Raw genomic sequence first — 25,348 nt, forward strand, 5'->3', positions numbered from 1 at the left:
TCGGAACGTATTCATCAAGATCACCTCAGATCAGAGGGATGTTGCGACCGTTCCTTGAATCCGCCGCCCTGTGGAGGGCGGTGACGTACGGCCGGCGCCGATTGTCGAGCCGGGCTCCGGGCTGCGGTGCGGTCACGATCGGGGTCCGAGGCGCGTCAGGTGTGGCGCGAGATCGAGTTCTGGCGCACGATCCCGCCGTACGCGATCGCTCGCACGGCACGGAGGGCCCGACGATGCTGTTGGCTCAGGCAGACCTGAGGTTGAACACCACCGCCATCGACTACGTGCTGGTGGCGTTCTACTTCGTGCTGGTGCTCGGGATCGGCGTCGTCGCACGCCGCTCGGTGTCGTCCAGCCTCGACTTCCTGCTGTCCGGACGCTCGCTCCCCGCGTGGGTGACGGGCCTGGCGTTCGTCTCGGCGAACCTCGGAGCGCTCGAGCTCGTCGGCATGTCGGCCAACGGCGCTCAGTACGGCATCCCGGTGGTGCACTACTACTGGATCGGCGCCGTGCCGGCGATGGTGTTCCTCGGCATCGTGATGATGCCCTTCTACTACGGCTCCAAGGCGCGCAGCGTGCCGGAGTTCCTGCGCATGCGGTTCAACGCCACCACCCAGCGCGTCAACGGCGTGACGTTCGCGATCGCGTCGGTGCTGATCGCCGGCGTCAACCTGTTCACGCTCGGCCTCGTGCTGGAGGCCCTGCTGGGCTGGTCGCTCTACGTCGCGATCCCGATCGCCGCGCTCGTCGTGCTGGCCTACACCGTGCTCGGCGGGCTGTCGGCGGCGATCTACAACGAGGTGCTGCAGTTCTTCGTCATCCTCGCCCTGCTGGTGCCGCTGACGGTGGCGGGCCTCGCCCGCGTCGGCGGCTGGGACGGGCTCAAGCAGAAGATCACGGCCGCGGCGGCCGGCAACACCGACCAGTTGCACTCGTGGCCCGGCACGTCGCTGACGGAGATCGCGAACCCCACGCTGTCGGTGATCGGCATCGTGTTCGGCCTGGGCTTCGTGCTCTCGTTCGGCTACTGGACGACGAACTTCGCCGAGGTCCAGCGCGCGCTGTCGGCCCGCAACATGTCGGCCGCCCGCCGCACCCCGATCATCGCGGCCTTCCCGAAGGCGCTGATCCCACTGGTCGTGGTGGTGCCCGGCATGGTCGCCGGCGTGCTCGTCCCGCAGATCACCGCGCTCAAGGCGGGCGGCGACTCCGGCGGCATCACCTACAACAACTCGCTGACGCTGCTGATGAACGAGGTGCTGCCCAACGGCCTGCTGGGCGTGGCGCTCGCCGGCCTGCTGGCGTCGTTCATGGCGGGCATGGCGGCCAACGTCAGCTCGCTCAACACCGTGTTCACCTACGACCTCTGGCAGGACTGGATCCGGCCGGGCCGCAGCGACCGCTACTACCTGCAGGTCGGCCGGCTGGTCACGGTGGTGGGCTGCATCCTGGCGATCGGGGCGGCGTTCCTGGCCGGCAGCTACTCCAACATCACCGACTACATCCAGGCCCTGTTCAGCTTCTTCAACGCCCCGCTGTTCGCGATCTTCATCCTGGGCCTGTTCTGGAAGCGGATGACCGGCACGGCGGGCTGGACGGGGTTGGTGGCCGGCACCATCGCCGCCGTCGTCATCGATGTGCTCACCCGCGTCAATGTGCTGGAACTCTCCAGCCAGGCCGGAAGCTTCGTCGGCGCCGCGGCGGCGTTCGTGGTGGGCGTCGCGGTGGCCGTCGCGGTCTCGATGGTGACGCAGCCCAAGCCCGACTCCGAGCTCGTGGGGCTCACCTGGTCGCTCACCCCGAAGGAGTCGCGCGAGCACACCACCACCGGTGAGGACGCCGGCTGGTTCCGCTCGCCGGTCACGCTCGGCGTGATCGTGATCGTGCTCATCATCGTGCTGTACTTCGTGGTCTGACGGGAGAACGTGATGTCCGACAAGGAACCTGTGGATACGGACGCGGTCCGGAGCGCGTCGTCGGCGCTGTTCGACCTGCGCACCGTCATCGCGATCCTGTTCCTGGTCTACGGCGTGGTGCTGACGGTGATGGGCTTCGTCTCCGACACGCCCGCGGAGCTGGCCAAGTCCGGAGGGATCGACATCAACCTCTGGTCCGGCATCGTCATGATCGTGATCGGGGCGGGGTTCGTGGCGTGGGCGCTGCTGCGCCCGCTCAAGCCGCCGGTGGCCGACGAGGCCGAGTGAGGGGGACGCAGGTCCACGGTGACCTGCGCCCGGGGTGCGTCAGCGCGGAAGGGTCAGCGCGGAAGGGTCAGCGCGGAAGGGTCAGCGCGGGACGCGGGGGTTGAACGCGTACAGGGTCCAGTCGTCGATGCGGCGCAGGGCGCGGCGGAGACGGACGGTCATGATGTGGTCGGTCCTTCCTGAGAGGTCGTCGTGCTCGTACACCTAGTTCATCGCACGGGGGAGCTGAATCGTTCCAGATGATCAGGTGGGCTGGCTCACGAGCGGGTGGGAGTTCGTTCGTGGTGGGTTCGGGGGGTTCGCCGATGATCAGGTGAGGCCCCTCTCGGCGGGGTCCCGATCGCCGCGCAGTTAGGGTGGTGGCATCGACCAAGGAGAGAAGTAGGTGTTCGCGCTCGTCGTCGCACACCTCGCCGTGGCCGGGTTGCTCCCTCTGGTGTCCGCCCGCAGCAGGCGGGCCGCGTTCCTTGCCGCGGCCGTCCTGCCTGCGGTGACGTTGGTCTGGGCGCTGCTGAACCTCGGCCCGGCCCTGCACGGCGGGATCGACGCGACCACCGCGTGGGCCCCGGCGCTGGGCCTGACGGTGAGCTTCCGGCTCGACGCCCTCGCGCTGGCGATGATCGTGCTGGTGTCCGGTGTCGGCGCCGTGATCCTCGTGTACTGCGTCGGCTACTTCGGCGACTCGCCCGACGGCACCCGCAACGCCGCGCTGCTGCTGGCCTTCGCCGGCGCGATGCTGGGCCTGGTGCTCGCCGACGACCTCCTGACGCTCTACGTGTTCTGGGAGCTCACGTCGGTGGCGTCGTTCCTGCTGGTCGGGCAGTCGGGGGCGGACCGGGCGGCCCGGCGCGCCGCGGTGCAGGCGCTGCTCGTCACGGTGTTCGGCGGGCTCGCGATGCTGCTGGGCTTCATCCTGCTCGGCGAGGCGGCGGGCACCTACCGGATCTCGGAGATCCTGGCGAGCCCCCCGACCGGCGGCACCGTGCCGGTGGCGCTGGTGCTGATCCTGCTGGGCGCGTTCACGAAGTCGGCGCAGCTGCCGTTCCACCCGTGGCTGCCCGCGGCGATGGCCGCGCCCACCCCGGTGAGCGCCTACCTGCACGCCGCGTCCATGGTGAAGGCTGGCGTGTACCTCGTCGCCCGGCTCTCGCCCGCCTTCGCCGGCGAGCTCGCGTGGTGGCTGCCGATCGTCGTCGCCGGGCTGGGCACGATGCTCATCGGGGGCTTCCGGGCGCTGCGCGAGACCGACCTCAAGCGCGTGCTCGCGTTCGGCACGGTCAGCCAGCTCGGGTTCCTCATGGTGCTGTTCGGCGCGGGCAGCCGCGTGGCCTCGTACGCGGGCGTCGCGATGCTGCTGGCGCACGGGCTGTTCAAGGCCCCGCTGTTCATGACGGTCGGCACCATCGACCACTCCACGGGCACCCGCGACCTGCGCGAGCTCTCCGGCCTGTGGACGTCGATGCGCGGGACGGCGGTCGCGGCGGCACTGGCGGCGCTGTCGATGGCGGGCATCCCGCCCCTGCTCGGGTTCGTCGGCAAGGAGGCTGCGTTCGAGGCGCTCCTGCACGACAGCCTCCCCGCGGCGCTGGGGATCCTCGTCGGCTCGGTCCTCACCGTGGCCTACAGCGCGCGGTTCCTGTGGGGGGCGTTCGCGACCAGGCCGGGCGTGGCGCCGACCCCGGTCCACGCGCCCGATGCACTGCTCACCGGGCCCACCTGGCTCTGCGCGCTGGCCGGGCTCGTGCTCGGCGTGGCCAACCCGGTCGTCGACGCGCTGGCCGCGCCGTACGCCACCGCCTACCCGGGCGAGGACTACCACCTCGCGCTCTGGCACGGCCTCGGCCTGCCGCTGCTGTTCTCCGCGATCGCCGTGGTGGGCGGCCTGCTGGTGTTCCGCGCGCCGCTGCCCGAGCGGCGCTCCCCGCTCGACGCCCAGCGCGGGTACGACGGCCTCATCGCCGGTCTCGGCCGGGTCGCCACCGGCGTGACGGGCCGGCTGCAGGTCGGGTCGCTGCCGTTCTACCTGGGCACGATCCTCGTCGTCGTGATCCTGCTCCCGGGAATCGCGACGCTGGTGGGCGGCGTGTGGCCGGCCGACCAGCCGCTCTTCTCCGCCGCCCTGCAGCTGCCGCTGGGGTTCGCCGCGGCCGTCGCGGCGGTGGCCGTGGTACGGGCCCGGCGCCGGTTCACCGCGGTGCTGCTCGTCGGCGTCATCGGGTACGCCGTCGGTGGCCTGTTCATCGTCGACGGCGCCCCCGACCTCGCGCTCGCACAGTTCCTCGTGGAGACGCTGTCGCTGGTGGTGTTCGTGTTCGTGCTGCGGCGCCTGCCGGCGCACTTCACCGAGTCGGAGAAGCCGTCGCGGCGGGCCTGGGTGCCGAAGGCGGTCATCGCCTCGGTCGGCGGCGTCGCCGTGGCCGGGATGGCCGTGGTGGCCTCGGCCGGGCGCACCGCGCCGCCCGTGGCCAGCGGTGACTACTTCAGGCTGGCGCCCGCCGGGGCCGGCGCCGACAACGTGGTGGCCGCGATCATCGTCGACTTCCGGGCACTGGACACGGTCGGCGAGATCGGCGTGCTGTTCATCGCCGCCGCCGGCGTGGCGAGCCTGGTGCTGGCCACGCGCTACGACCGGCGCGGCCGGGCCGGCCAGAGCTCGCCGGAGCACGAGAAGGACGTGGCCGGGTGAGCGGGCTTGCGAGCGGATCACTGTCGCAGCGCCTCGAGGGAGTGCGATGACCCTCCTGGGCGGTGTGACGCGGGCGCTGTTCCCCACCGTGCTCGTCTTCTCGCTCTACCTGCTGCTCGTCGGCCACTACGGCCCCGGGGGCGGGTTCGCGGCCGGGCTCGTCGCGGGGCTGGCGTTCGTGCTGCGCCACATCGCCACCGGGTCCGCCGCACTGGGCGTGCGGCCGCCCGTCGTCATCGGGACGGGGCTGCTGGTGGCCCTGCTCGCCGCGCTCGCCCCGGTCGCGTTCGGCGCGCCGGTGCTGGCCACCACCAAGCTGGCCGCCGACCTCCCGCTGCTCGGCCCGGTGTCGGTGCAGACCAGCCTGTTCCTCGACGTCGGCGTGTACCTGCTCATCGTCGGCGTCGTGGTGGACCTGCTGCGCTCGCTCGGTGCCGGCATCGAGCGCGACATGCGGGACGAGGGGGAGCGGTGATGGTGACGATCAACCTGGCGATGGCCGTGCTGATCGCCGTCCTCTACGCGGTCGGGTTCTTCCTGCTCATGCAGCGCTCGCTGATGCGCGTGCTGATCGGTGTGGTGGTGCTCGGCCACGGCACGAACCTGCTGCTGCAGCTGGTGGGCGGGCCGCCCGGGCGCGCGCCGATCGTGGGGTCGGCCCCCAACGACGCGTTCGCCGACCCGCTGCCCCAGGCGCTGGCCCTGACCGCCGTCGTCATCACGTTCGCGCTCACCACGTTCCTGCTCGCGCTGGGCTACCGGTCGTTCGTGCTGGTCGGGCACGACGAGGTGCAGGACGACGTCGAGGACGCCCGCATCGCGCGCCAGCAGATCCAGGACGACGAGCCATGAGCGGGCTCGCGAGCGAATCATCGGCGCTGGGCACACTCCTGACCCTGCCGGTGCTGCTGCCGATGCTCGGCGCCGCGCTCACCGTGGTGGGCAGCCGCTCGGCGGCCCTGCAACGGATCGTGGGCATCGTCGTGCTGGTGGCCGTGGCGGCCATCGCCGCGGTGCTGCTCGTCGTCGCCGACCACAGCGGTCCGATCGTCGAGGATCTGGGCGGCTGGGCCGCGCCCATCGGCATCGCGCTGGTGGCCGACCGGCTCTCGGCGCTCCTGCTGCTGGTCTCCACGCTCGTGACGCTCGCGGTGCTGGTCTACGCGATCGACCAGCGCATCACCGACTACGGCCGTGGCACGGCCAGCACCACGTTCCACCCGATGTACCTGATGCTCTGCGCCGGCGTGTCGCTGGCGTACCTCACCGGCGACCTGTTCACGCTGTTCGTGGCGTTCGAGCTGATGCTCACCGCGTCCTACGTGCTGATCACGCGGCGCACCAGCGCGAAACGGATCCGCGCGGGCATGACGTACGTGATCGTCAGCCTGATGTCGTCGCTGCTGTTCCTCACGGCCGTCGCGTTGGTCTACGCGGCCACCGGCACGGTGAACTTCGCCGCGCTCGCCGGCCGGATGGAGCTGATCCCGCCCGGCCTGCGCACGATCCTCGGGCTGATGCTGCTGGTGGTGTTCGGGATCAAGGCGGCGATCGTGCCGCTGCACTTCTGGCTGCCCGACAGCTACCCCAACGCCCCCGGCCCGGTCGCGGCGCTGTTCGCGGGCCTGCTGACGAAGGTCAGCTTCTACGCACTGCTGCGCACCCAGACGCTGCTGTTCCCGCGCGAGGGCCCGTGGACGCTGATGCTGGTGCTGGCCGTCCTGACGATGCTGGTGGGCGCCCTGGGGGCGTTGGCGCAGAACGACCTCAACCGGCTGCTGTCGTTCCTGCTCGTCAGCCACATCGGGTTCATGCTGTTCGGGCTGGCCGTGTTCGACGCGGCGTCGGTGTCGGGGGCGGCGCTGTACGCGGCGCACCACATCACGGTCCTCGCCACGCTGTTCCTGGTCAGCGGTCTGATCACGCGGCGCACCGGCACCGTGGCGCTGGACAGGATGGGTGGCCTGCTGCACGAGGCGCCGGTGCTGGCCGTGCTGTTCGCGATCCCCGCGCTGACGCTGGCCGGGATCCCGCCGACGGCCGGCTTCGTCGCGAAGCTGGGGCTGCTGCAGGCCGGTGCGGCCGCGGGGCCGTGGCCGGCCGTCGTCGCGGGCGTGGTGATCCTCGCGAGCCTCCTGACGCTCTACGCGCTGGTCCGCGTGTGGGTGCGGGTGTTCTGGGGCGGGGTGAAGCCGCCGATTCCCGACGACGACCCGAACGACGAGGTGGCCGTCGGCACCGCGCGCTCGTCCGTGCCGATGTACGCCGCCACGGCGGGCCTGATCGCGGCCAGCCTGGCGATCGCGGTGTTCGCCGGGCCGCTGTCGGCCCTGACCGGCCGCGCCGGGGCGGACCTGATCAACCGCGAGCCCTACATCGCGGCCGTGCTGGGAACGTCCCGGTGACCGCCCCGATGACCGTCCCGCGGATCGGTGGGGCGCGGTGAAGGTCTCGTCGGTCGTCTGGTTGACGCTGGTCTGGGTGCTGTTGTGGGGCACGTTCACGCCGCTGACGCTGGTCGGGGGAGTGGTGGTGGCGGTGCTCGTGCTGTGGGTCGCGCGGCAGGCGCCGTCGACCGACCGGTTGCCGGTGCGCCCGCTGCGGCTGCTGGCGCTGGTCGGCTACCTGGTCTACGACCTGCTCGTCTCCGGCGCGGAGGTGAGCTGGCAGGTGCTGCGCCACGGGCCACGGGCCTGCGGGGCGATCATCTCCGTGCCGCTGCTGACCTCGTCGGAACGGGTGGTGACGCTCATGGCGAGCGCGCTGTCCCTGGCACCGGGGGCCATGGCGCTGGAGATCGACCACGACGCCGGCGTCTGGTACGTCTACGCCCTGGGTCCGCGGGGCGCCTCCGACGTCGAGAGGACGTGGCTGCGCACGATGGACGTGCAGCGCCGCGTGCTCGCGACGTTCGGCACGCCCGAGGAGCTCGCCCGCGTCCGGCGGCTGATCGAGGAGCGGGTGGCATGACGGTCGTGTTCGTGATCGTGCTCGTCATGCTGGTCGGCGCCGGCCTGCTGACGCTGGTGCGCCTGTTGCGGGGGCCCGAGACGCTGGACCGCATCGTGGCGCTCGACGTCTTCGTCATCCTCATCGTCGCCGGCGCGTCGGTGTACGTGGCCTTCTTCCAGGACGGCTCCAACATCCCGCTGATCGCGGCGGTGGCGCTGGTCGGGTTCGTCGGCTCGGCCACCGCGTCCCGGCTGGCCGAGCGGCGCAGGAGGCACCGGTGATCACCGACGTCGTGTCCGCGGTGCTGATGCTCGCCGGCGCCCTGTCGTGCCTGCTCGGCGCCCTCGGGCTGGTGCGGCTGCCCAGCCTGCTCTCCCGGCTGCAGGCCGCCACCAAGCCGCAGACGCTGGGCCTGTTCCTTGTCCTCGCCGGCACGGCATTGCGCGTGGACCTGAAGAGCGCCGCCACGTTGCTGCTGGTCGGGCTGTTCCAGGTGATCACCGCGCCGGTGATCTCGCAGATCGTCGGACGGTCGGTGCACCGCAGTGGCGGCGTGCGGCCGGAGGTGCTGGTGGTGGACGAACTGGCCGAGGAGCGGCCGCAGGACCGGCCCTCCTAGGGTGGTCCCGTGCCCCTCTACGCCCTCGGTGACTCGGAACCGGACATCCATCCCGACGCCTACGTCCACCCGGACGCCGTGGTGATCGGCAACGTGACGATCGGTGCGGAGTCGACGATCTGGCCCACCGCGGTGCTGCGCGGCGACGACGGCGAGATCCGCGTCGGTGCCCGCAGCAGCATCCAGGACGGGTCGATCATCCACTGCACCGCCACGCAGCCGACCGTCATCGGCGACGAGGTGACGGTGGGCCACAACGTGCACATCGAGGGCGCCGTCATCGCCGACCACGCGCTGATCTCGTCGGGATCGGTGGTGCTCAACGGCTCCTCGGTGGGCGACGGTGCGATCGTCGCGGCCGGGGCGGTCGTGTCGCCGAAGACCGAGGTGCCCGCCCGCAGGATGGCGCTGGGGGTCCCGGCGCGCGTGCGCGAGGGTTACGAGGTGCCCGAGGGTGCGTTCGCCTACGCCGTGTCGTCGTACGTCCAGCGCGGCAAGCGCTTCCGTTCCGAGCTGCGTCGTCTGGAGGGGTGATGGCCAAGCCGCTGGAAGAGGTCGTCGAGGCCGGGTGGGCGCGCGCGCTCGCCCCCGTCGCGCAGGAGATCGCCGACATGGGCGACTTCCTGCGCGCGGAGATCGCCGCCGGTCGTCGTTACCTGCCGGCCGGGGCGAACGTGCTGCGCGCGTTCACCCAGCCCTTCGACGACGTGCGCGTGCTCATCGTCGGCCAGGACCCGTACCCGACGCCCGGCCACGCCGTCGGCCTGTCGTTCTCGGTGTCGCCGCAGACGCGCCCCGTGCCGCGCTCGCTGGCCAACATCTTCAAGGAGTACTCCGAGGACCTGGGCCACCCGACGCCCTCCACGGGCGATCTCACGCCGTGGGCCGACCAGGGCGTGCTGCTGCTCAACCGCTGCCTGACCGTGTCGCCCGGCCAGCCGGCGTCGCACCGCGGGAAGGGCTGGGAGGTGGTCACCGAGCAGGCCATCCGCGCGCTCGTCGAGCGGGACGCGGAGCCGCTCGTGGCCATCCTGTGGGGCAGCGACGCGCGCAAGCTCGTGCCGCTGATGCCCGACGTGCCGGTGGTGGAGTCGGCGCACCCGAGCCCCATGTCGGCCGACCGCGGCTTCTTCGGCTCGCGCCCGTTCAGCCGGGCCAACGAGATGCTGGAGGAGATCGGCGGCGACCCGGTGGACTGGAAGCTGCCGTAGAACGCACGGAACCCCCGTCCGGTGCTGCTGGGCGGGGGTTCCGTGCGTGCTGGATGCGCTCAGGCGCGGGCGACCTTGCCGGCCTTGAGGCAGGAGGTGCACACGTTCATGCGCTGACGGTTGCCACCGTTGATGCGGGCCCGAACGGTCTGGATGTTCGGGTTCCACCGGCGGTTGGTACGGCGGTGCGAGTGCGAGACGGACATGCCGAAGCCCGGACCCTTGCTACAGACGTCGCAGACGGCAGCCACGTCGAACTCCTCGGGTAGACGTACAAGAAGCCGGGCAGGACACCCGGTCGCAATGAGCCAGGGTACCTGCGCCGTCCGGCGGGGTGCACACCACCCGGTCGCTACGCTCGCCCCTGTGCCCCCGCTGATCGACTCGCACCTCCTCGTCGGCTGGGCACGCGCCGCCACCGACGCCCTGGAACGGCACTGCGCAGAGGTCGACCGGATCAACGTCTTCCCCGTGCCCGACGGCGACACCGGCACGAACCTGCTGCTCACGATGCGTGCGGCGCTCGACGCGGTGCGCCGGCTGCCCGACGGGCGCGACGCGCCGACCGTCGCCACGGCCATGGCCCGCGGCGCGCTGCTGGGCGCCCGCGGCAACTCCGGGGTGATCCTCTCGCAGGTGCTGCGCGGGGTGGCGGAGGCCGTCGCCGGGGCCCGCGCCCCGCTCGACGGTGCCGTGCTCGCCGACGCGCTGGCCCGCGCCCGCAGGCTCGCCGCCGCCGCGTTCGACGATCCGCGGGAGGGCACGGTCCTGACGGTGCTGGCCGCGGCGGCGCGGGCGGCCACCGGCACGGCGCTGCTCGACCGGGTCGCCGCGGCGGCCACCGACGGCGCCGCCCGCGCCGTGGCGGGCACCACGGCGCAGCTGCCGGAGCTGGCCCGCGCCGGGGTCGTCGACGCGGGCGGGCTGGGGCTGTTCCTCGTCCTCGACGCGCTCGACGGGCTGCTCAACGGCCACCCGTCCGCCGCCGTCCTGCCCGTCGCCGCGGCGGTGGCGGCCCGGGGGAGCGACGCGCTGACCGCCGCGCGCGAGGCCGGCTCCGACGCGTTCGACTACGAGGTGATGTACCTGCTCGACGCCGACCCCGAGGCCGTCGTCGTGCTGCGGGCGGCGCTCGCACCGCTGGGTGACTGCGTGGCCGTCGTCGGCGACGGGGACGGGCTGTGGAACGTGCACGTGCACTGCAACGACGTCGGCGCGGCGATCGAGGCGGGCGTGGTGGCGGGCCGCCCGCACCGCATCACCGTCGTCCGGTTCGCCGACCAGCCCGGACCGGGCCGAGCGGAGCGGTTCGTGCGGTCGCGGGCGGTGCTGATGGTCGTCACCGGGGCGGAGGTGGCCGTGCTGGCCCGCTCGGCGGGGGCGTCGGTGATCGAGCGGGAGCCCGGCGAGAGCGTCACCGAGGCCGAGCTGGTGGCCGCGCTGGCCGGCACGCTGGCCCAGCACGTCGTCCTGCTGCCCGACGACTCCGAGCTCACCGCCGTGGCCGAACGTGCCGCCTCGGCGGCCCGTCGCGAGGGCCAGGACGTGCTCGTGCTGCCCACGGCGTCGGTGCTGCAGGGGCTCTCGGCGCTGGCCGTCCACGATCCGGAGCGGCGCCCGGGCGAGGACGTCGTCGCGATGGCCGAGGCGGCCGCCGGCACCCGGACGGCCGGGCTGATGGTGGCCGAGTCCGAGGCGCTGACGTTCGCGGGCCGCTGCGAGCCCGGTGACGTGCTGGGCATCGCCGACGGGGAGGTCGTCGTCATCGCCCCGGACCTCGCTGTCGGTGCCCTGTGGTTGGCTCACCGCATGCTCCTCGCGGGAGGCGAGATCGTCACGGCGCTGCTGGGTCGGGACGCCGACGACGCGCTCGCCGAGGGGCTGGCGGCCGACCTGCGCCGCAGCCACCCCGAGGTCGACGTCGTCGTCCACCGGGGCGGGCAGACCGACTATCCGCTGGTGCTGGGGGTGGAGTAGCAGTGCCCGAGATCGACATGCTGTCGCCGTTGAAGCCGGTGCTGGGCAAGGCGGCCGAGCTGCTGGCCAAGCAGCTCGAGATCCACACCGTCGGCGATCTGGTGCGCCACTACCCCCGCCGCTACGTCGACCGCGGCAAGCTCACCGACATCGCGGGGCTGGAGCTGGGCGAGCACGCCACGATCATCGCTTTGGTGGAGAAGACCACGATGCGCGACATGCGCAACCGCCGCGGCACCATGCTGCAGGTGGTGCTGCGCGACGAGAAGGGCGCCACGCTCGACGCCACGTTCTTCAACGGCCACAAGGTCAAGCACTTCATCCACCCGGGCGTGCGGGCGGTGTTCTCCGGCAAGGTCGGGGTGTTCAACAAGAAGCTGCAGCTCACCCACCCGCAGTTCGACCCCCTCGACGAGGCCGACGAGATCCGCCCGTTCATCTCGGTCTACCCGGCCACCGGCAAGATCACCTCGCAGGAGATCGCGCGCTGCGTGCGGCAGGTGCTCGACGTCCGGGACGGTGGTGGGCGGGTCGAGGTCACCGATCCCTTGCCGGGGTCGCTGCGGCAGCGCGAGGGGCTCGCCGAGCTGGGCCGGGCGCTGCGGCGCATCCACGTGCCGGAGTCCGAGGCCGACTACCACGCGGCGCGCAACCGGCTGGTCTGGGACGAGGCGCTCGGCGTCCAGCTCGCGCTGGCCCTGCGCCGCCAGGCCGCCGTCTCCAAGCCCGCCGCCGCGTGCCCGCCGCGCAGGGGTGCCCTGCTCGACGCGTTCGACGCGCGGCTGCCGTTCACGCTCACCCCGGGACAGCAGGAGGTCGGCGCGGAGATCGCGGCCGACCTGGCGCTGCGGCACCCGATGAACCGGCTCGTGCAGGGCGACGTGGGCGCGGGCAAGACGGTCATCGCGCTGCGGGCGATGCTGCAGGCCGTCGACGCCGGGCGGCAGGCCGCGATGCTCGCCCCCACGGAGACCCTCGCCGCCCAGCACGCGCGCTCGCTCCGCACCATGCTGGGCCCGCTGGCGCAGGCCGGTGAGCTGGGCGCGGCCGAGCACGCCACCAGCATCACGCTGCTCACCGGCTCGCTCGGGGCCAAGGCCAAGCGCAAGGCGCTGCTCGACGCGCAGTCGGGTGAGGCGGGCATCGTCGTGGGCACCCACGCGCTCATCCAGGACCGTGTCGGGTTCGCCGAGCTCGGTCTCGTCGTCGTCGACGAGCAGCACCGGTTCGGTGTGGAGCAGCGTGACGCCCTGCGCGGCCGCGGCGGCGATCTCGCCCCCCACATGCTGGTCATGACGGCCACACCGATCCCGCGCACCGTCGCGATGACGGTGTACGGCGACCTGCAGATCTCGTCGCTGCGGGAGCTGCCGGAGGGGAGATCCCCGATCAGCACCACGGTGGTGCCGCTGGCGGAGAAGCCCAGCTGGTTCGCCAGCATCTGGCGGCGCGTGCGCGAGGAGGTGGCGGCGGGCCACCAGGCGTACGTCGTGTGCCCGCGCGTGGGCGACGTCGACCCACAGGACCTGATCGACACCGAGGATCCCGACATCGGCGCCGACTCCGACGACGGCGGCGCCCGCCGGCCCCCGATGGCGGTGCTGGAGGTCGCCCCGAAGCTGGTGGAGGGCCCCCTGGAGGGCCTGCGCATCGCGATCCTGCACGGCAAGATGCCGCCCGACGAGAAGGACGCCGTGATGCGCGCCTTCGAGCGCCACGAGCTGGACGTGCTCGTGGCCACCACCGTCATCGAGGTCGGCGTGGACGTCCCCAACGCCACGGCCATGGTCATCCTCGACGCCGACCGGTTCGGCCTCTCCCAGCTCCACCAGCTCCGCGGCCGCGTGGGCCGGGGGTCGGCGCCCGGGGTGTGCCTGCTGGTCACCGACATGCCAGCGGCCACGGCGGCCCGCGAGCGCCTCGACGCGGTGGCCGGCACCACCGACGGCTTCGTGTTGGCCCAGCTCGACCTGGAGCTGCGCCGGGAGGGCGACGTGCTGGGCTCGATGCAGTCCGGCCGCCGCTCCGGCCTGCGCCTGCTGAGCCTGCTCAAGCACGCGGAGATCATCGCCAAGGCCCAGGTGTACGCGGGCGACATCGTGGAGCAGGACCCGGGCCTCGTCCGCCACCCCGGCCTCTTCGCACTGGTGGGGGAGACGGTGGGCGACGAGGAGCGCGCGGCCTACCTCGACAAGGTCTGACCCCAGCGAGTCGGGCGGTACATGCGCGCGAGTCGGGGCCTGAATGTGCGCGAGTCGGGGCCTCGGTGCGACCGAGTCGGGCTGCTGATGCGGACGGCACCGTGGGTGGCCACCAGGCCGGTGGTCACCCGGATGCCACCGCAGCCGGCTGCGAGTTCGCCGTCTCGCCGAGCGAGTTCGCCGTGACGCCGCGCGGCCCCGGCGGCGCGGCCGCCGAGGGGATCGTGATCGTCAGGAGTGGGCACCGGCGGCCACATCTGGCCTTCCCTGCCCGCTCCTGGCGATCGTGGGACGGTGGGACCAGAGGCTCCACCGGCACCTCGGTGCCTCGGGGGCCCGACCGTCGGTCGGCCGGGCGGACCCCGATGTGCGCTACGGCCAACTCGCACGGCCGGATGGTGAACTGCACGCGGACCGCGACTCGCGCGCACGCAGGCCGCGACTCGCGCGCACTCGGGCCGCGACTCGCGCCCACGCAGGCCGCGACTCGCCCGCACTGAGGGCCCGACGCGCGCGCACGCAGGCCCCGACTCGCGCGCGCGGAAAGCCCGACTCGCGGGGGTGGAGCGGCGAACCCCCGCCGCGTCGGACCGCTCGACTCGCCCTGGGGATGGCCTCAGGCGGGGAGGGCGCCTCTCGCCGCCTCGTCCAGGGCCGTCTGCGCCGGCAGCGGGACGTGCAGCACGCCGGCCTTGTCGAGTTTTCCCAGCTCCGAGCGGGCCCGGGCGTAGGCCGCGAGGCGTTCGGCGTCGTTGTCGGAATCGCGGGCCGTGGTGAGGAGCTTGATCACCCGCTCCACCGTGCTCCGCTCCGCCGGGCTCAGGCCCGAGAGCCGGATGCGTTCGGCGGCGTCGCGGGCGGCGCGCCAGGCGCGCTCCGCGCGGTCGACGGCCGCCACGAACTGCGAGGCGTGGGTGCCGCCGGGGAAGCGGTCGGTCTCCAGCGCCTGGGCCTCGGCGAACGCGTCGACGAAGCGGGCGGTGCTGGCCACCGACACGTCGGCCAGCGCGGGCAGGCGCAGCACCTGCATGGCGTCGCACTCGTAGGCGGCGTACTCCGTGCGCAGCCCGTGGAACCGACGCTGGGCGTGGGCCCACACCCGGTCGGGCCGGGGCGCGGCCGCAGGCCGGGCGGGCAGAGGAGCGGTGCCGGCCGCACCCCCGCGGCGCAGGGCGGCCCGCCGCTTGCTGCGGCGCACCAGCACGAACGCGATGGTGCCGACGGTGAGGGCCGGGGCGGCCAGGGCCACGAGGACCACGATGCCGATCGACACGCCCACCGTGGCGAGGAACGCGGCGATGAACTCCTCGCCGCCGCTCATGGCCGGGATGAGGATCAGCAGCAGCAGCGCGAACGGCAGCGCACTGCGGTGCCGCTGGCGCCGCGCCCACGCCGCCTCGCGCTGCCGTCTGCCCTCGGCGTAGGCCCGCGCGTAGCCCGGAGGCACGCCGCCGTACGACGGGGAACCGTAGGCGGGCCGGCGTGGGTGGTGGCGCACATCTCCTTGGTACCCGAAGTCGGGGGTCGCTCGCACGGTCCGAACGAGTGTCCACAGGTACGGTTCGGGCCGATCATGTCGTCAGAAGGGAGCAACCGTGTTCGAGAAGGTGTTGGTCGCCAACCGGGGCGAGATCGCCATCCGGGCGTTCCGGGCGGCCTACGAGCTCGGGGTGTCCACGGTTGCGGTGTTCCCCTACGAGGACCGCAACTCGCTGCACCGCGCGAAGGCCGACGAGTCGTACCAGATCGGTGAACCCGGCCATCCCGTCCGCGCGTACCTGTCGGTGGACGAGGTCATCAAGGCCGCCCGCAAGGCCGGCGCCGACGCCATCTATCCGGGCTACGGGTTCATGTCCGAGAACCCGGACCTCGCCCAGGCCTGCGAGGACGCCGGCATCACGTTCGTCGGCCCGCCCGCGGCGGTGCTGCACCTGACGGGCAACAAGTCCCGCGCGATCGCCGCCGCCCGCGAGGCCGGCGTCAACGTGCTGCAGTCCTCCGAGCCCGGCACCGACGTCGACGCGCTGGTCGCCGCCGCCGCCGACATCGGCTTCCCGATCTTCGTCAAGGCCGTGGCCGGCGGCGGCGGGCGCGGCATGCGACGCGTCCAGGAGCCCGGCGAGCTGCGTGAGGCCATCGAGGCCGCCATGCGCGAGGCCGAGTCGGCGTTCGGGGACGCCACGGTGTTCGTCGAGCAGGCGGTGGTGAACCCGCGCCACATCGAGGTGCAGATCCTCGCCGACGCCGACGGCAACGTCGTGCACCTCTACGAGCGCGACTGCTCGGTGCAGCGGCGCCACCAGAAGGTCATCGAGATCGCGCCCGCGCCGAACCTCGACCCCGACATCCGCGCGAAGATCTGCGACGACGCGGTGAAGTTCGCCCGCGCCATCGGCTACGTCAACGCCGGCACCGTGGAGTTCCTGCTCGACGAGCGCGGCGAGCACGTGTTCATCGAGATGAACCCGCGCATCCAGGTGGAGCACACCGTCACCGAGCAGGTCACCGACCGCGACCTCGTGATCGCGCAGCTGCGCATCGCGTCCGGGAAGACGCTGCCGGAGCTGAACCTCACCCAGGACCAGGTGACGTGCACCGGCGCGGCGCTGCAGTGCCGCGTGACCACCGAGGACCCCTCCAACGGCTTCCGCCCCGACACCGGCACGATCAGCAACTACCGCTCCCCGGGCGGCCCCGGCGTCCGCCTCGACGGCGGCACCACGCACACGGGCGCCGAGGTCAGCGCCCACTTCGACTCGATGCTGGTCAAGCTGACCTGCAACGGCCACGACTTCCCCAACGCCGTGCGGCGCGCGCGCCGGGCGATCGCGGAGTTCCGGATCCGCGGGGTCTCCACCAACCTGCCGTTCATCGCCGCAGTGCTGGCCGACCCGGACTTCCAGGAGGGCCGGGTCACCACCAGCTTCATCGAGGAGCGCCCGGAGCTGCTGCGCGCCCGGCGGCCGGCCGACCGCGGCACCCGGATCCTGAACTACCTGGCCGAGATCACCGTCAACCGCCCCAACGGGCCGCGGCCGCAGGTCGTGGAGCCGGTGGACAAGCTCCCGCAGTGCGACGTGGGCGCGCCGGTGCCGGACGGCTCGCGGCAGCTGCTGCGGGAGCTCGGGCCGGAGGGGTTCGCGGCGGCGCTGCGGAAGCAGACGGCGGTGGCCGTCACCGACACCACGTTCCGCGACGCGCACCAGTCGCTGCTGGCCACGCGGGTGCGCAGCCGCGACCTGCTGGCCGTCGCCCCGTACGTCGCGCGGACGGCGCCGCAGCTGCTGAGCCTCGAGTGCTGGGGCGGCGCCACGTACGACGTCGCGCTGCGCTTCCTCAACGAGGACCCGTGGGACCGGCTGGCCGCGATCAGCGGGACCGTGCCCAACATCTGCACGCAGATGCTGCTGCGCGGGCGCAACACCGTCGGCTACACCCCGTACCCCCTGGAGGTGACCGACGCCTTCGTCGAGGAGGCCGCGACGACCGGGATGGACATCTTCCGCATCTTCGACGCCCTCAACGACGTCAACCAGATGCGCCCGGCCATCGACGCCGTACGGGCCACCGGGACGTCGGTCGCGGAGGTGGCGCTCTGCTACACCGGCGACCTGTCCGACCCCGGCGAGACGCTCTACACGCTCGACTACTACCTGCGCCTGGCCGAGCAGATCGTGGCCGCGGGCGCGCACGTCCTCGCGATCAAGGACATGGCCGGGCTGCTGCGTCCGCCGGCGGCGAAGAAGCTGGTCACGGCGCTGCGCGAGCGGTTCGACGTGCCCGTCCACCTGCACACCCACGACACCGCGGGCGGTCAGCTCGCCACGCTGATCGCGGCGATCGACGCGGGTGTGGACGCGGTGGACGCGGCCGTCGCGTCGATGGCGGGCACGACGTCCCAGCCGTCGCTGAGTGCGCTCGTCGCCGCCACCGACCACACCGAGCGCGCCACGGGCCTGTCCCTGCAGGCCGTCGGCGACCTCGAGCCCTACTGGGAGGCCGTCCGCAAGGTCTACGCACCGTTCGAGTCGGGGCTCGCCTCGCCGACCGGCCGCGTCTACCACCACGAGATCCCCGGTGGCCAGCTCTCCAACCTGCGCCAGCAGGCGATCGCGCTCGGCCTGGGCGACCGGTTCGAGCTCATCGAGGACCTCTACGCCGCCGCCGACCGCATGCTGGGCCGGCTCGTGAAGGTCACGCCGTCGTCGAAGGTGGTGGGCGACCTCGCCCTGCACCTGGTCGGCGCGGGCGTCGAGGCGAAGGACTTCGAGGCCGAACCCGGCCGGTTCGACGTGCCGGACTCGGTGATCGGGTTCCTGCGCGGCGAGCTGGGCGACCCGCCCGGCGGCTGGCCCGAGCCGTTCCGCACCCGCGCGCTGGAGGGTCGCTCGCCGGCGAAGGCCGCTGTCGAGCTCGACATCGAGGACCGTCGCGGCCTGCGCGACGACCGCCGCCGCACGCTCAACCGCCTGCTGTTCCCGGTTCCGACGAAGGAGTACGAGGCGCACCAGGAGGCCTACGGCGACACCTCGGTGCTCTCCACCAAGGACTTCCTCTACGGCCTGGAGCCCGAGATCGAGCACATCATCGAGCTGGAGCAGGGCGTCACACTGCTGGTGGAGCTGGAGGCCATCTCCGAGGCCGACGAGCGCGGCTACCGCAACGTGCTCGCGACGCTCAACGGCCAGATGCGCCCGGTGTCCATCCGCGACGAGTCGGTGTCCACCGACGTCAAGGTGGCCGAGCGGGCCGACCGCTCCGACCCGAAGCACGTCGCGGCCCCGTTCGCGGGTGTGGTCACGCTGCAGGTGGGGGAGGGCGACAAGGTCGACGCGGGCCAGACGGTGGCCACCATCGAGGCGATGAAGATGGAGGCCAGCATCACCGCGCAGCAGTCCGGGGTGGTGGGCCGGCTGGCGATCGGCAAGGTCCAGCAGGTGGAGGGCGGCGACCTCCTGCTGGAACTGGAGTGACGGCGGGTTGTGCGCGGAAATCAGTGCTGGAGCACTGTTTTCCGCGCACGGGCGGCGGAGCCGCATGACCAGGATCGTGGCCGGGTCCGCCGGCGGGCGGCGGCTCGCCGTGCCGCCGAAGGGCACCCGGCCCACCTCCGACCGGGTGCGGGAGGCGCTGTTCGCCGCCCTCGACCACGACCCAGGCCTCGACGGCTGCGCCGTCCTCGATCTGTGTGCCGGGTCCGGGGCACTCGGACTGGAGGCGCTGTCGCGGGGGGCGGTGCACGCGCTGTTCGTCGAGTCCGACCGCCGCGCCGCCGATGTCCTGCGCCGCAACGTCTCCACGCTCGGGCTGGGCGGCGTCGTCCGGGCCGCACCGGCCGCGGCCGTGCTGGGCACCACCGCCGACCGCCCCTACGACGTCGTGCTGATCGACCCGCCCTACGAGGTGCCCGACGCCGAGATCGCCGGCTGGCTCACCGCCGCCGCGGCCCACGGCTGGCTCGCCGCCGACGCGACCGTCGTGGTGGAGCGCCGGGCGTCGCGCACCGCCTTCCCGTGGCCGCCGCCGCTCGAGTCCGCCCGTGAGCGCCGTTACGGCGACACCGTGCTGCACGTCGCCCACTGTTACGGTTCCGGCTCATGAGGCGCGCCGTGTGTCCCGGCTCCTTCGACCCGCCGACGAACGGTCACCTCGACATCGTCGGCCGCGCGTCGGCGCTGTTCGACGAGGTCGTCGTGGCGGTCGGGATCAACAAGAGCAAGAACCGCATGTTCACCGTCGAGGAGCGCATCTCCATGCTCGAGGAGATCGCGAAGCCGTTCCCCAACGTGACGGTGTCGTCGTTCTCCGGGCTGCTGGTGGACTACTGCCGCGAGCACGACATCCGGGCCATCGTGAAGGGCCTGCGCGCGGTCACCGACTTCGACTACGAGCTGCAGATGGCGCAGATGAACAAGCAGCTCTCGGGTGTCGACACGCTGTTCATGTCGACCAACCCGGAGTGGAGCTTCGTGGCCAGCTCGCTGGTCAAGGAGATCGCCACCTTCGGTGGTGACGTGGCCCACCTGCTGCCCGAGTCCGTACACCACCGGTTGCTGGAGCGCATCGCGGAACGTTCCTGACCACCCGTTCGGAACTTGACACGCGCGGCGGACGCCCAATACGCCGAACGGCGGCCACGCGGTGAGAGGATCACCGACGTGTACCGGGTCTTCGAATCGCTCGACGCGCTGGTCACGGTCGTCGAGGAGGCACGGGGCGTCCCGATGACCTCGAACTGTGTGGTCTCCCGTGGGGATGTCCTCGATCTGCTCGACGACGTGCGCGAAGCGCTGCCGGGCGAGCTCGACGACGCCCAGGACGTGCTCGACCGCCGTGACGAGCTGGTGGACGACGCCACCCAGGAGGCCGAGCAGACGCGCACCAGCGCGAAGCAGGACTCCGAGGAGCTGCTGGCCCGGGCCCGCGACGAGGCCCAGCGGCTCGTCGCCGACGCCCGCGCCGAGGCCGAGCAGACCGTCGCGCAGGCCCGCCACGAGGCGGAGCGCGCCGTGGCCGACGGGCGGGCGCAGTACGCCGAGCTCACCGACCGGGCCCGCGCCGAGGCCGAACGGCTCGCCCAGGCCGGCCGGGCCGCCCACGATCGCTACGTGCTCGACGGCCAGCACGAGCAGGCCCGGCTGGTGTCCCAGTCCGAGGTGGTGCAGGCCGCGCACGCCGAGGCCGCCCGCGTCGTCGATGCCGGCAACGCCGAGTCCGAGCGGCTGCGCCGGGAGTGCGACGGCTACGTCGACGCGAAGCTGGCCGAGTTCGAGGACACCCTGTCCAAGGCGCTGGGCACCGTCAGCCGCGGCCGCAGCCAGCTGTGGCGGGGCGGCGCCCAGAACGGCGTCCCCGCGAGTGCCTCCGTGCGCGGCGGCACCGGCACCGGCATGGACCTCATCGACTGAGGTAAAAGATCACGAACGCCCCTTCTCACGCTCCGTGTCGCGGTAGTCTCCCTGCGTGGCACGGCAGCGGATCGAACCGGATCCGGCGACGTGGTGGGCCCGGTACGGACACCGGCTCGAACCACCTCAGGACGTCGCGGGTGAGGGTCGGGGACATACGGGGGGCGAAGTGGACGGGCCGAGACCGAGCTCAGCCGCCGACCTGACGGGCGACGCGATCCTGCGCGCCCGGCCCGACGAGCCGGCCACCGGCTGGCGCCGGGCGCTGCTGCGGGCCACGGGTGGGCTGGTCAACCCCGGGCCGAGCGCCGAGGAGCTGCGGCGCCGCGACATCCTCCACCGCATCCGCCACCCGCTCCTGCAGTCGCACCGCATCGCGGTCACGTCGATCAAGGGCGGGGTCGGCAAGACCACGGTGGCCACCCTGCTCGGGCTCGTCATGGCCGAGAACCGCGGCGACCGCGTGATCGTCCTGGACGCCAACCCCGACGCCGGCACGCTGGCCGACCGGCTCACCGGCGAGTCGGCCGTCACCGTGCGCGAGCTGCTGCGCGACCTCGACCGCATCCACTCCTGGACCGAGGTGTCGCGCTACACGAGCCTCGCCGGCCGGCTGCAGGTGCTCGCGTCCGAGCAGGACCCTGCGGCGGGTGACGCGTTCAGCCGGGAGGAGTACGAGCACATCTGCGGGCTGCTCGACCGGTTCTTCAACATCATCATCACCGACTCGGGCACCGGGCTGGTGCACTCGGCGATGGAGGGCACGCTCAAGCTGGCCGACAGCGTGATCATCGTCGGGTCGCCCACCGTCGACGGCGCGGGCCGGGCGAGCAAGACCCTCGACTGGCTTCTCGCCCACGGGCACGGGCAGCTCGCGGCCGACGCGGTGGCCGTGCTGTCGTGCGACCGCACGAGCGACGAGGTCGATCGCGCCCGCATCCGCGAGCACTTCACCGCGCGCTGCCGGGCGGTGGTGGAGATCCCGCACGACCCGCATCTCGCCGCGGGCGGCCGCGTCGAGCTGGCCCGGTTGCGTCCCGCCACACGTGACGCCGCTCATGTGCTCGCGGCGCTGATGGCCGACCGTTTCGTCCCCTGACCCGCTCGCCCGCCTGATTCCCGATCACCGTCGCGCTACTGTCCCCGCAGATTCGGGGTCCGGGCGACTGTGCCCGGGAAACGGGGGGGCACCGGTGAGCAGCCGAGAGAGCGACGCGCAGGACCGCACCGACGCCGGGGACGAAGGGGGCGCGGGCGCGTGGTCCACGGAGGGCCGGACGTCGACCGCGGAGGCGCCCACGACCGGCCACGGGCGGAGCGGGGACGACGGCGACGGCCGTGGCCACCCGGACGGTTCCCCCGGCGGGGAGGAGCCGGCTGCCGCGCCCGACGCGGGCGACGACACGGTGGAGATGGCCACGGTCGGGCAGTCGTCCGCGAGCACGGCGGAGCCGGTGCCCACCGATGCCCCGGCCGCCGATGACGACAGCATCGAGGACCCCACCACGGATGTGCTCGCCCGGCCGCAGGCCGCTGCGCCGATGGCCCAGCAGCCCCTTCCCCAGCCGCCGGTGCCCCAGCCGCCGGTGCCCCAGCCGCCGGTGCCCCAGCCGCCGGTGCCCCAGCCGCCGATGGCCCCGCCCGTCCCGTACCTGGCGGGCGGGGCGGTGCCCGGCAACGGTTGCGGCCCGTACGGCCCGCCCGCCGGACACCCGGCCGGCCCGCCGCCTCGCTACGCGCAGCGGACGCAGCCCCGTCCCCGGCCGGACGCGTCCAGCGCCGCCGAGCTGACCGAGGACGCGATCGTCCGCTTCCGCAGCGACCGCCCGCGGACCGGCTGGCGCGGTGCGGTCTTCAAGGCCTCGGGCGGCATGGTCAACCCCGGCATCGGCCCGGCGGAGAAGGCGCGCCAGGAGCGGCTGCGCCGCATCCGCCGCCCGCTCCCGGGCTCGCACCAGATCGCCGTCGCCTCCATCAAGGGCGGGGTCGGCAAGACCAGCGTCACCGCGTGCCTCGGGCTGGTGCTGGCCGAGAACCGGGGCGACCGCGTGATCGCCCTCGACGCCAACCCCGACGCCGGCACGCTCGCCGACCGCCTCACCACCGAGACCACGGTGACGGTGCGCAACCTCATCGACAACATCGAGGCCACGCACTCGCTCACCGACGTCGCCCGGTACACGAGCCTCGCCGGCCGCCTGCAGGTGCTGGCGTCCGAGCAGGACCCCGCCATGAGCGAGGCCTTCAACCGCGACGAGTACGAGCGCGTCAGCAAGGTGCTCACCCGCTTCTACAACATCGTGATCACCGACTCGGGCACCGGGCTCGTGCACTCGGCGATGGAGGGCACGCTGGCGCTGGCCGACAGCCTGGTGGTGGTCGGGGCACCGACGGTCGACGGGGCCAGCCGCGCGAGCAAGACGCTGGACTGGCTGATCGCCCACGGCCACGCCGCCCGGGTGGCCGACGCCGTCGTCGTCCTGAGCTGCGACCGCACGAGCAAGGACGTCGACCGCGCCCGCGTCCGCAACCACTTCGAGGCCCGTTGCCGCGCCGTCGTCGAGATCCCGCACGACCCGCACCTGGCCACCGGCGGCCGGATCCAGCTCGACCGGCTCCGCCCGCCCACGGTCGACGCGTTCCTGACCCTCGCCGCGCTGCTGGCCGACGGCTTCGCCGGCCCGGTCCGCACGGCCGGGACCCCGGCGGACGGGGTTCCGAGCCTGAGCTGACGCCGATCGCCCACCGCCGACCCCCAGGATCGGGCCCTCGCCAGGTGGGGGGTCGGGATGGCAGGGTCGGCCCGGTGGGGAGAGTCCGGTCCGGAGCAGGGGTCGTCGCCGCCATCGTGGCGGCGACGGTGCTGAGCATCCCGCAGAGCCGGACCGACGCCGTCGTGACCGTGCCCGCCGGCCCACCGCGCGTGCAGGTGGAGCTGGGTGCGCTGGAGCGGGCCGCCTCGCCGCTGCCGGTTCTGCCGCTGCCCGCACTGCCGCCGCCCGCGGCCGCCGCCCCCGCTCCCATGCCGCTGCCCCTGCCTCCTGTCGCGCCCGGCGTCCTCGACGGCGGCATCCCCGTCCGCGTCCTCGCCGCCTACCGCCACGCCGCCGACCTGGAGGCCGCCGCCGACCCCGGATGCGGGATCGACTGGGCCCTGCTCGCCGGGATCGGGCGCATCGAGTCGGGGCACGCCTCGGGTGGCCGCGTCGACGCCGCAGGCACCACGCGCGGGCGCATCCTCGGCCCGGTCCTGGACGGCTCGCTGCCCGGCAGCACGGTGGTCCCCGACAGCGACGGCGGTGCGCTCGACGGCGACGTCCGCTACGACCGCGCCACCGGGCCGATGCAGTTCCTGCCCTCCACCTGGCGGTCGGTCGGGGCCGACGGCAACGGCGACGGCGTGGCCGACCCGAACAACGTCGACGACGCCGCTCTGGGCGCCGCCCGTTACCTGTGCGCGGGCGGGGGAGACCTGCGGACGGTCGACGGAGCCACCGCGGCGCTCTTCCGCTACAACCGCTCGGCCGCCTACGGCGCCGACGTGCTCGCGTGGGCCGCGGCGTACCGGACGGGGACCACCGCGGTGCCCGACCTGAGCGGCCCGGTGCCCGCGGGTGACCCGGGGCCGCAGGTGCTCGCCGCCGCCGAGGGTGCCCCGGCGCCCCCCGCACCCGTGCCCCCTGCACCCGTGCCCCCTGCACCCGTGCCCCCTGCGCCCGTGCTCGTCGCCCAGCCGCCGGTCGCCCAGCCGCCGGTCACGCAGACGTCCCTCGCCCCGACGGCTCCGGTGCCCACGGTGCCGGGGATTCCCGCTCCGGAGGCGCCGCCGGGCGGTTCGACCCCCGGGGTCTCGCCCCAGCTGCCCACCGGCCCGCCCTCGCCCGACCGCGGCCCGTCCGCGCCGGCCCAGCCCCCGTCGGCCCAGCCCCCGTCGGATGCGCCGCCGTCCGGGTCCTCCACCGCCGCGGTGACGGGCCCGGCGGCCGCAGGACCCCCGCCGGTCAGTACCCCGCCGGTGACGACGGCGCCGGCCACCTCGACGCCCATGACGAAAGGGCCGGTGACGACGGCGCCCGCGACAACTGCGCCGGCCACGACCGCGCCTGCCACGACGACCACCACGCCCGCTTCGACTGCGCCCGCCGCAGCTCCGGCCCCGCCGGCCTGCCCGGCGGCGACTACCGTGGTGGCCTCGGCGACCCGGGTCCTGCCGGACGCGTCCGGCCTGCTGCTCCGGTTCGCGCTCCCGGACCTCCCGGCCGGCTGCCGGGTGACCGCGGCGACACTGCGCCTCGACCCCGGCACCGCCGCCGCGACGCTGACCGTGCGCCGCCCCACCGCGACCTGGTCCGCCACCACGACGGCCGAGCCCGCGTCCACCGGTCCCGCCGTCGTCTCGGCCCCGGCCGCGGGCACCCGCCGCATGGCCGTCACCGCGCTCGTCGCGGCGCTCTACGCCGGTCCCGACAACGGGCTGCTGGTGCAGGGAGCGGGAGCACCTTCCGGCCCCGTCCGGCTGACCGTGTCCTTCACCCGCTGACGAGGGCCTACTCTGGAAGCCGTGAGTACGCACCACCCCCTCCCCGGCCA

Annotated in this window: 23 protein-coding genes; 20 read left to right on the plus strand and 3 right to left on the minus strand. The window is 73.4% G+C overall.

What is annotated here, in order from left to right:
• Positions 1-233: 233 nt before the first annotated feature.
• Together BGP03_RS14240 and BGP03_RS14245 are read left to right on the plus strand one after the other, a co-directional pair.
• Entirely contained in the window at positions 234-1,916 is a 1,683-nt protein-coding gene (locus BGP03_RS14240; RefSeq protein WP_298800818.1) for a sodium:solute symporter family protein, read from the plus strand.
• Positions 1,917-1,928: 12 nt separating this feature from the next.
• Positions 1,929-2,204 (plus strand): hypothetical protein, encoded by a 276-nt coding sequence (locus BGP03_RS14245; RefSeq protein WP_296374980.1) that lies wholly within the window; start codon positions 1,929-1,931, stop codon positions 2,202-2,204.
• Between the two features lie 81 nt (positions 2,205-2,285).
• Here the strand turns inward: BGP03_RS14245 and BGP03_RS14250 are convergent, their stop codons facing one another.
• A complete protein-coding gene (locus tag BGP03_RS14250) occupies positions 2,286-2,408 on the minus strand; it encodes a hypothetical protein (RefSeq protein WP_296374982.1) in 123 nt (40 codons plus the stop codon).
• Positions 2,409-2,589: 181 nt separating this feature from the next.
• Between BGP03_RS14250 and mbhE the strand changes: the two genes are divergently transcribed.
• The 9 genes from mbhE to BGP03_RS14295 are packed head-to-tail and all read left to right on the plus strand — an operon-like array spanning position 2,590 to position 9,672.
• The gene (mbhE, locus tag BGP03_RS14255) at positions 2,590-4,890 is read left to right on the plus strand and encodes a hydrogen gas-evolving membrane-bound hydrogenase subunit E (protein ID WP_296374984.1); all 2,301 of its coding nucleotides are present in this window, start codon (positions 2,590-2,592) and stop codon (positions 4,888-4,890) included.
• Between the two features lie 46 nt (positions 4,891-4,936).
• Positions 4,937-5,365 carry an MnhB domain-containing protein gene (locus BGP03_RS14260; RefSeq protein ID WP_296374985.1) on the plus strand — a complete coding sequence of 143 codons (429 nt, stop codon included), beginning with the start codon at positions 4,937-4,939 and terminating at the stop codon, positions 5,363-5,365.
• A gap of 2 nt (positions 5,366-5,367) precedes the next feature.
• A complete protein-coding gene (locus BGP03_RS14265) occupies positions 5,368-5,742 on the plus strand; it encodes a Na(+)/H(+) antiporter subunit C (protein WP_296375043.1) in 375 nt (124 codons plus the stop codon).
• Positions 5,739-7,295, plus strand: a complete 1,557-nt coding sequence (locus BGP03_RS14270) for a Na+/H+ antiporter subunit D (protein ID WP_298800817.1) — start codon at positions 5,739-5,741, stop codon at positions 7,293-7,295. Before BGP03_RS14265 ends, BGP03_RS14270 begins: the two co-directional genes overlap by 4 nt.
• Before the next feature lie 37 nt (positions 7,296-7,332).
• Positions 7,333-7,860, plus strand: a complete 528-nt coding sequence (locus BGP03_RS14275; RefSeq protein ID WP_296374990.1) for a Na+/H+ antiporter subunit E — start codon at positions 7,333-7,335, stop codon at positions 7,858-7,860.
• A complete protein-coding gene (locus tag BGP03_RS14280) occupies positions 7,857-8,123 on the plus strand; it encodes a monovalent cation/H+ antiporter complex subunit F (RefSeq protein ID WP_296374992.1) in 267 nt (88 codons plus the stop codon). Before BGP03_RS14275 ends, BGP03_RS14280 begins: the two co-directional genes overlap by 4 nt.
• Positions 8,120-8,461, plus strand: a complete 342-nt coding sequence (gene mnhG, locus BGP03_RS14285; RefSeq protein WP_296374994.1) for a monovalent cation/H(+) antiporter subunit G — start codon at positions 8,120-8,122, stop codon at positions 8,459-8,461. The genes BGP03_RS14280 and mnhG overlap by 4 nt, the downstream gene beginning before the upstream one ends.
• 9 nt (positions 8,462-8,470) lie before the next feature.
• Entirely contained in the window at positions 8,471-8,995 is a 525-nt protein-coding gene (locus tag BGP03_RS14290; RefSeq protein WP_296374996.1) for a gamma carbonic anhydrase family protein, read from the plus strand.
• Entirely contained in the window at positions 8,992-9,672 is a 681-nt protein-coding gene (locus BGP03_RS14295; protein ID WP_296374998.1) for a uracil-DNA glycosylase, read from the plus strand. The genes BGP03_RS14290 and BGP03_RS14295 overlap by 4 nt, the downstream gene beginning before the upstream one ends.
• 59 nt (positions 9,673-9,731) lie before the next feature.
• On the opposite strand, the gene rpmB is transcribed toward BGP03_RS14295, so the two are convergent.
• A complete protein-coding gene (gene rpmB, locus BGP03_RS14300) occupies positions 9,732-9,923 on the minus strand; it encodes a 50S ribosomal protein L28 (RefSeq protein WP_296374999.1) in 192 nt (63 codons plus the stop codon).
• Between the two features lie 115 nt (positions 9,924-10,038).
• Between rpmB and BGP03_RS14305 the strand changes: the two genes are divergently transcribed.
• Both BGP03_RS14305 and recG read left to right on the plus strand, forming a co-directional pair.
• Complete coding sequence (locus BGP03_RS14305; RefSeq protein WP_296375001.1) at positions 10,039-11,649, plus strand: DAK2 domain-containing protein; 1,611 nt, start codon at positions 10,039-10,041, stop codon at positions 11,647-11,649.
• 17 nt (positions 11,650-11,666) lie between these two features.
• Positions 11,667-13,850: an ATP-dependent DNA helicase RecG gene (recG, locus tag BGP03_RS14310; protein ID WP_298800819.1), complete on the plus strand. Its 2,184-nt coding sequence runs from the start codon at positions 11,667-11,669 to the stop codon at positions 13,848-13,850.
• 616 nt (positions 13,851-14,466) lie between these two features.
• On the opposite strand, the gene BGP03_RS14315 is transcribed toward recG, so the two are convergent.
• Positions 14,467-15,297: a hypothetical protein gene (locus BGP03_RS14315; protein ID WP_299736510.1), complete on the minus strand. Its 831-nt coding sequence runs from the start codon at positions 15,295-15,297 to the stop codon at positions 14,467-14,469.
• A gap of 148 nt (positions 15,298-15,445) precedes the next feature.
• Between BGP03_RS14315 and BGP03_RS14320 the strand changes: the two genes are divergently transcribed.
• The 7 genes from BGP03_RS14320 (at position 15,446) to BGP03_RS14350 (ending at position 25,298) form a co-directional block, all read left to right on the plus strand.
• The gene (locus tag BGP03_RS14320; RefSeq protein WP_298800815.1) at positions 15,446-18,823 is read left to right on the plus strand and encodes a pyruvate carboxylase; all 3,378 of its coding nucleotides are present in this window, start codon (positions 15,446-15,448) and stop codon (positions 18,821-18,823) included.
• Between the two features lie 64 nt (positions 18,824-18,887).
• Positions 18,888-19,451: a 16S rRNA (guanine(966)-N(2))-methyltransferase RsmD gene (rsmD, locus tag BGP03_RS14325; RefSeq protein ID WP_296375007.1), complete on the plus strand. Its 564-nt coding sequence runs from the start codon at positions 18,888-18,890 to the stop codon at positions 19,449-19,451.
• Positions 19,448-19,930, plus strand: a complete 483-nt coding sequence (gene coaD, locus BGP03_RS14330) for a pantetheine-phosphate adenylyltransferase (RefSeq protein WP_296375009.1) — start codon at positions 19,448-19,450, stop codon at positions 19,928-19,930. Before rsmD ends, coaD begins: the two co-directional genes overlap by 4 nt.
• 78 nt (positions 19,931-20,008) lie before the next feature.
• Entirely contained in the window at positions 20,009-20,758 is a 750-nt protein-coding gene (locus BGP03_RS14335) for a DivIVA domain-containing protein (protein ID WP_298800814.1), read from the plus strand.
• Positions 20,759-20,927: 169 nt separating this feature from the next.
• Positions 20,928-21,857: a MinD/ParA family protein gene (locus BGP03_RS14340; RefSeq protein WP_296375012.1), complete on the plus strand. Its 930-nt coding sequence runs from the start codon at positions 20,928-20,930 to the stop codon at positions 21,855-21,857.
• Between the two features lie 94 nt (positions 21,858-21,951).
• Complete coding sequence (locus BGP03_RS14345) at positions 21,952-23,490, plus strand: MinD/ParA family protein (RefSeq protein WP_298800813.1); 1,539 nt, start codon at positions 21,952-21,954, stop codon at positions 23,488-23,490.
• A 74-nt stretch (positions 23,491-23,564) separates the two neighbouring features.
• Positions 23,565-25,298, plus strand: coding sequence for a lytic murein transglycosylase (locus BGP03_RS14350; protein WP_298800812.1), 1,734 nt, complete (start codon positions 23,565-23,567; stop codon positions 25,296-25,298).
• Positions 25,299-25,348: the final 50 nt, after the last annotated feature.

The organism is Pseudonocardia sp. 73-21, from assembly GCF_001899645.1.
Lineage (GTDB): Bacteria > Actinomycetota > Actinomycetes > Mycobacteriales > Pseudonocardiaceae > Pseudonocardia.

Bases quoted from the DNA above. Each gene is read 5' to 3' on its own strand.
- BGP03_RS14260 (WP_296374985.1), top strand. From the start codon at position 4,937: ATGACCCTCCTGGGCGGTGTGACGCGGGCGCTGTTCCCCACCGTGCTC.
- recG (WP_298800819.1), top strand. From the start codon at position 11,667: ATGCTGTCGCCGTTGAAGCCGGTGCTGGGCAAGGCGGCCGAGCTGCTG.
- coaD (WP_296375009.1), top strand. From the start codon at position 19,448: ATGAGGCGCGCCGTGTGTCCCGGCTCCTTCGACCCGCCGACGAACGGT.
- rsmD (WP_296375007.1), top strand. From the start codon at position 18,888: ATGACCAGGATCGTGGCCGGGTCCGCCGGCGGGCGGCGGCTCGCCGTG.
- BGP03_RS14280 (WP_296374992.1), top strand. From the start codon at position 7,857: ATGACGGTCGTGTTCGTGATCGTGCTCGTCATGCTGGTCGGCGCCGGC.
- BGP03_RS14240 (WP_298800818.1), top strand. From the start codon at position 234: ATGCTGTTGGCTCAGGCAGACCTGAGGTTGAACACCACCGCCATCGAC.
- BGP03_RS14245 (WP_296374980.1), top strand. From the start codon at position 1,929: ATGTCCGACAAGGAACCTGTGGATACGGACGCGGTCCGGAGCGCGTCG.
- BGP03_RS14270 (WP_298800817.1), top strand. From the start codon at position 5,739: ATGAGCGGGCTCGCGAGCGAATCATCGGCGCTGGGCACACTCCTGACC.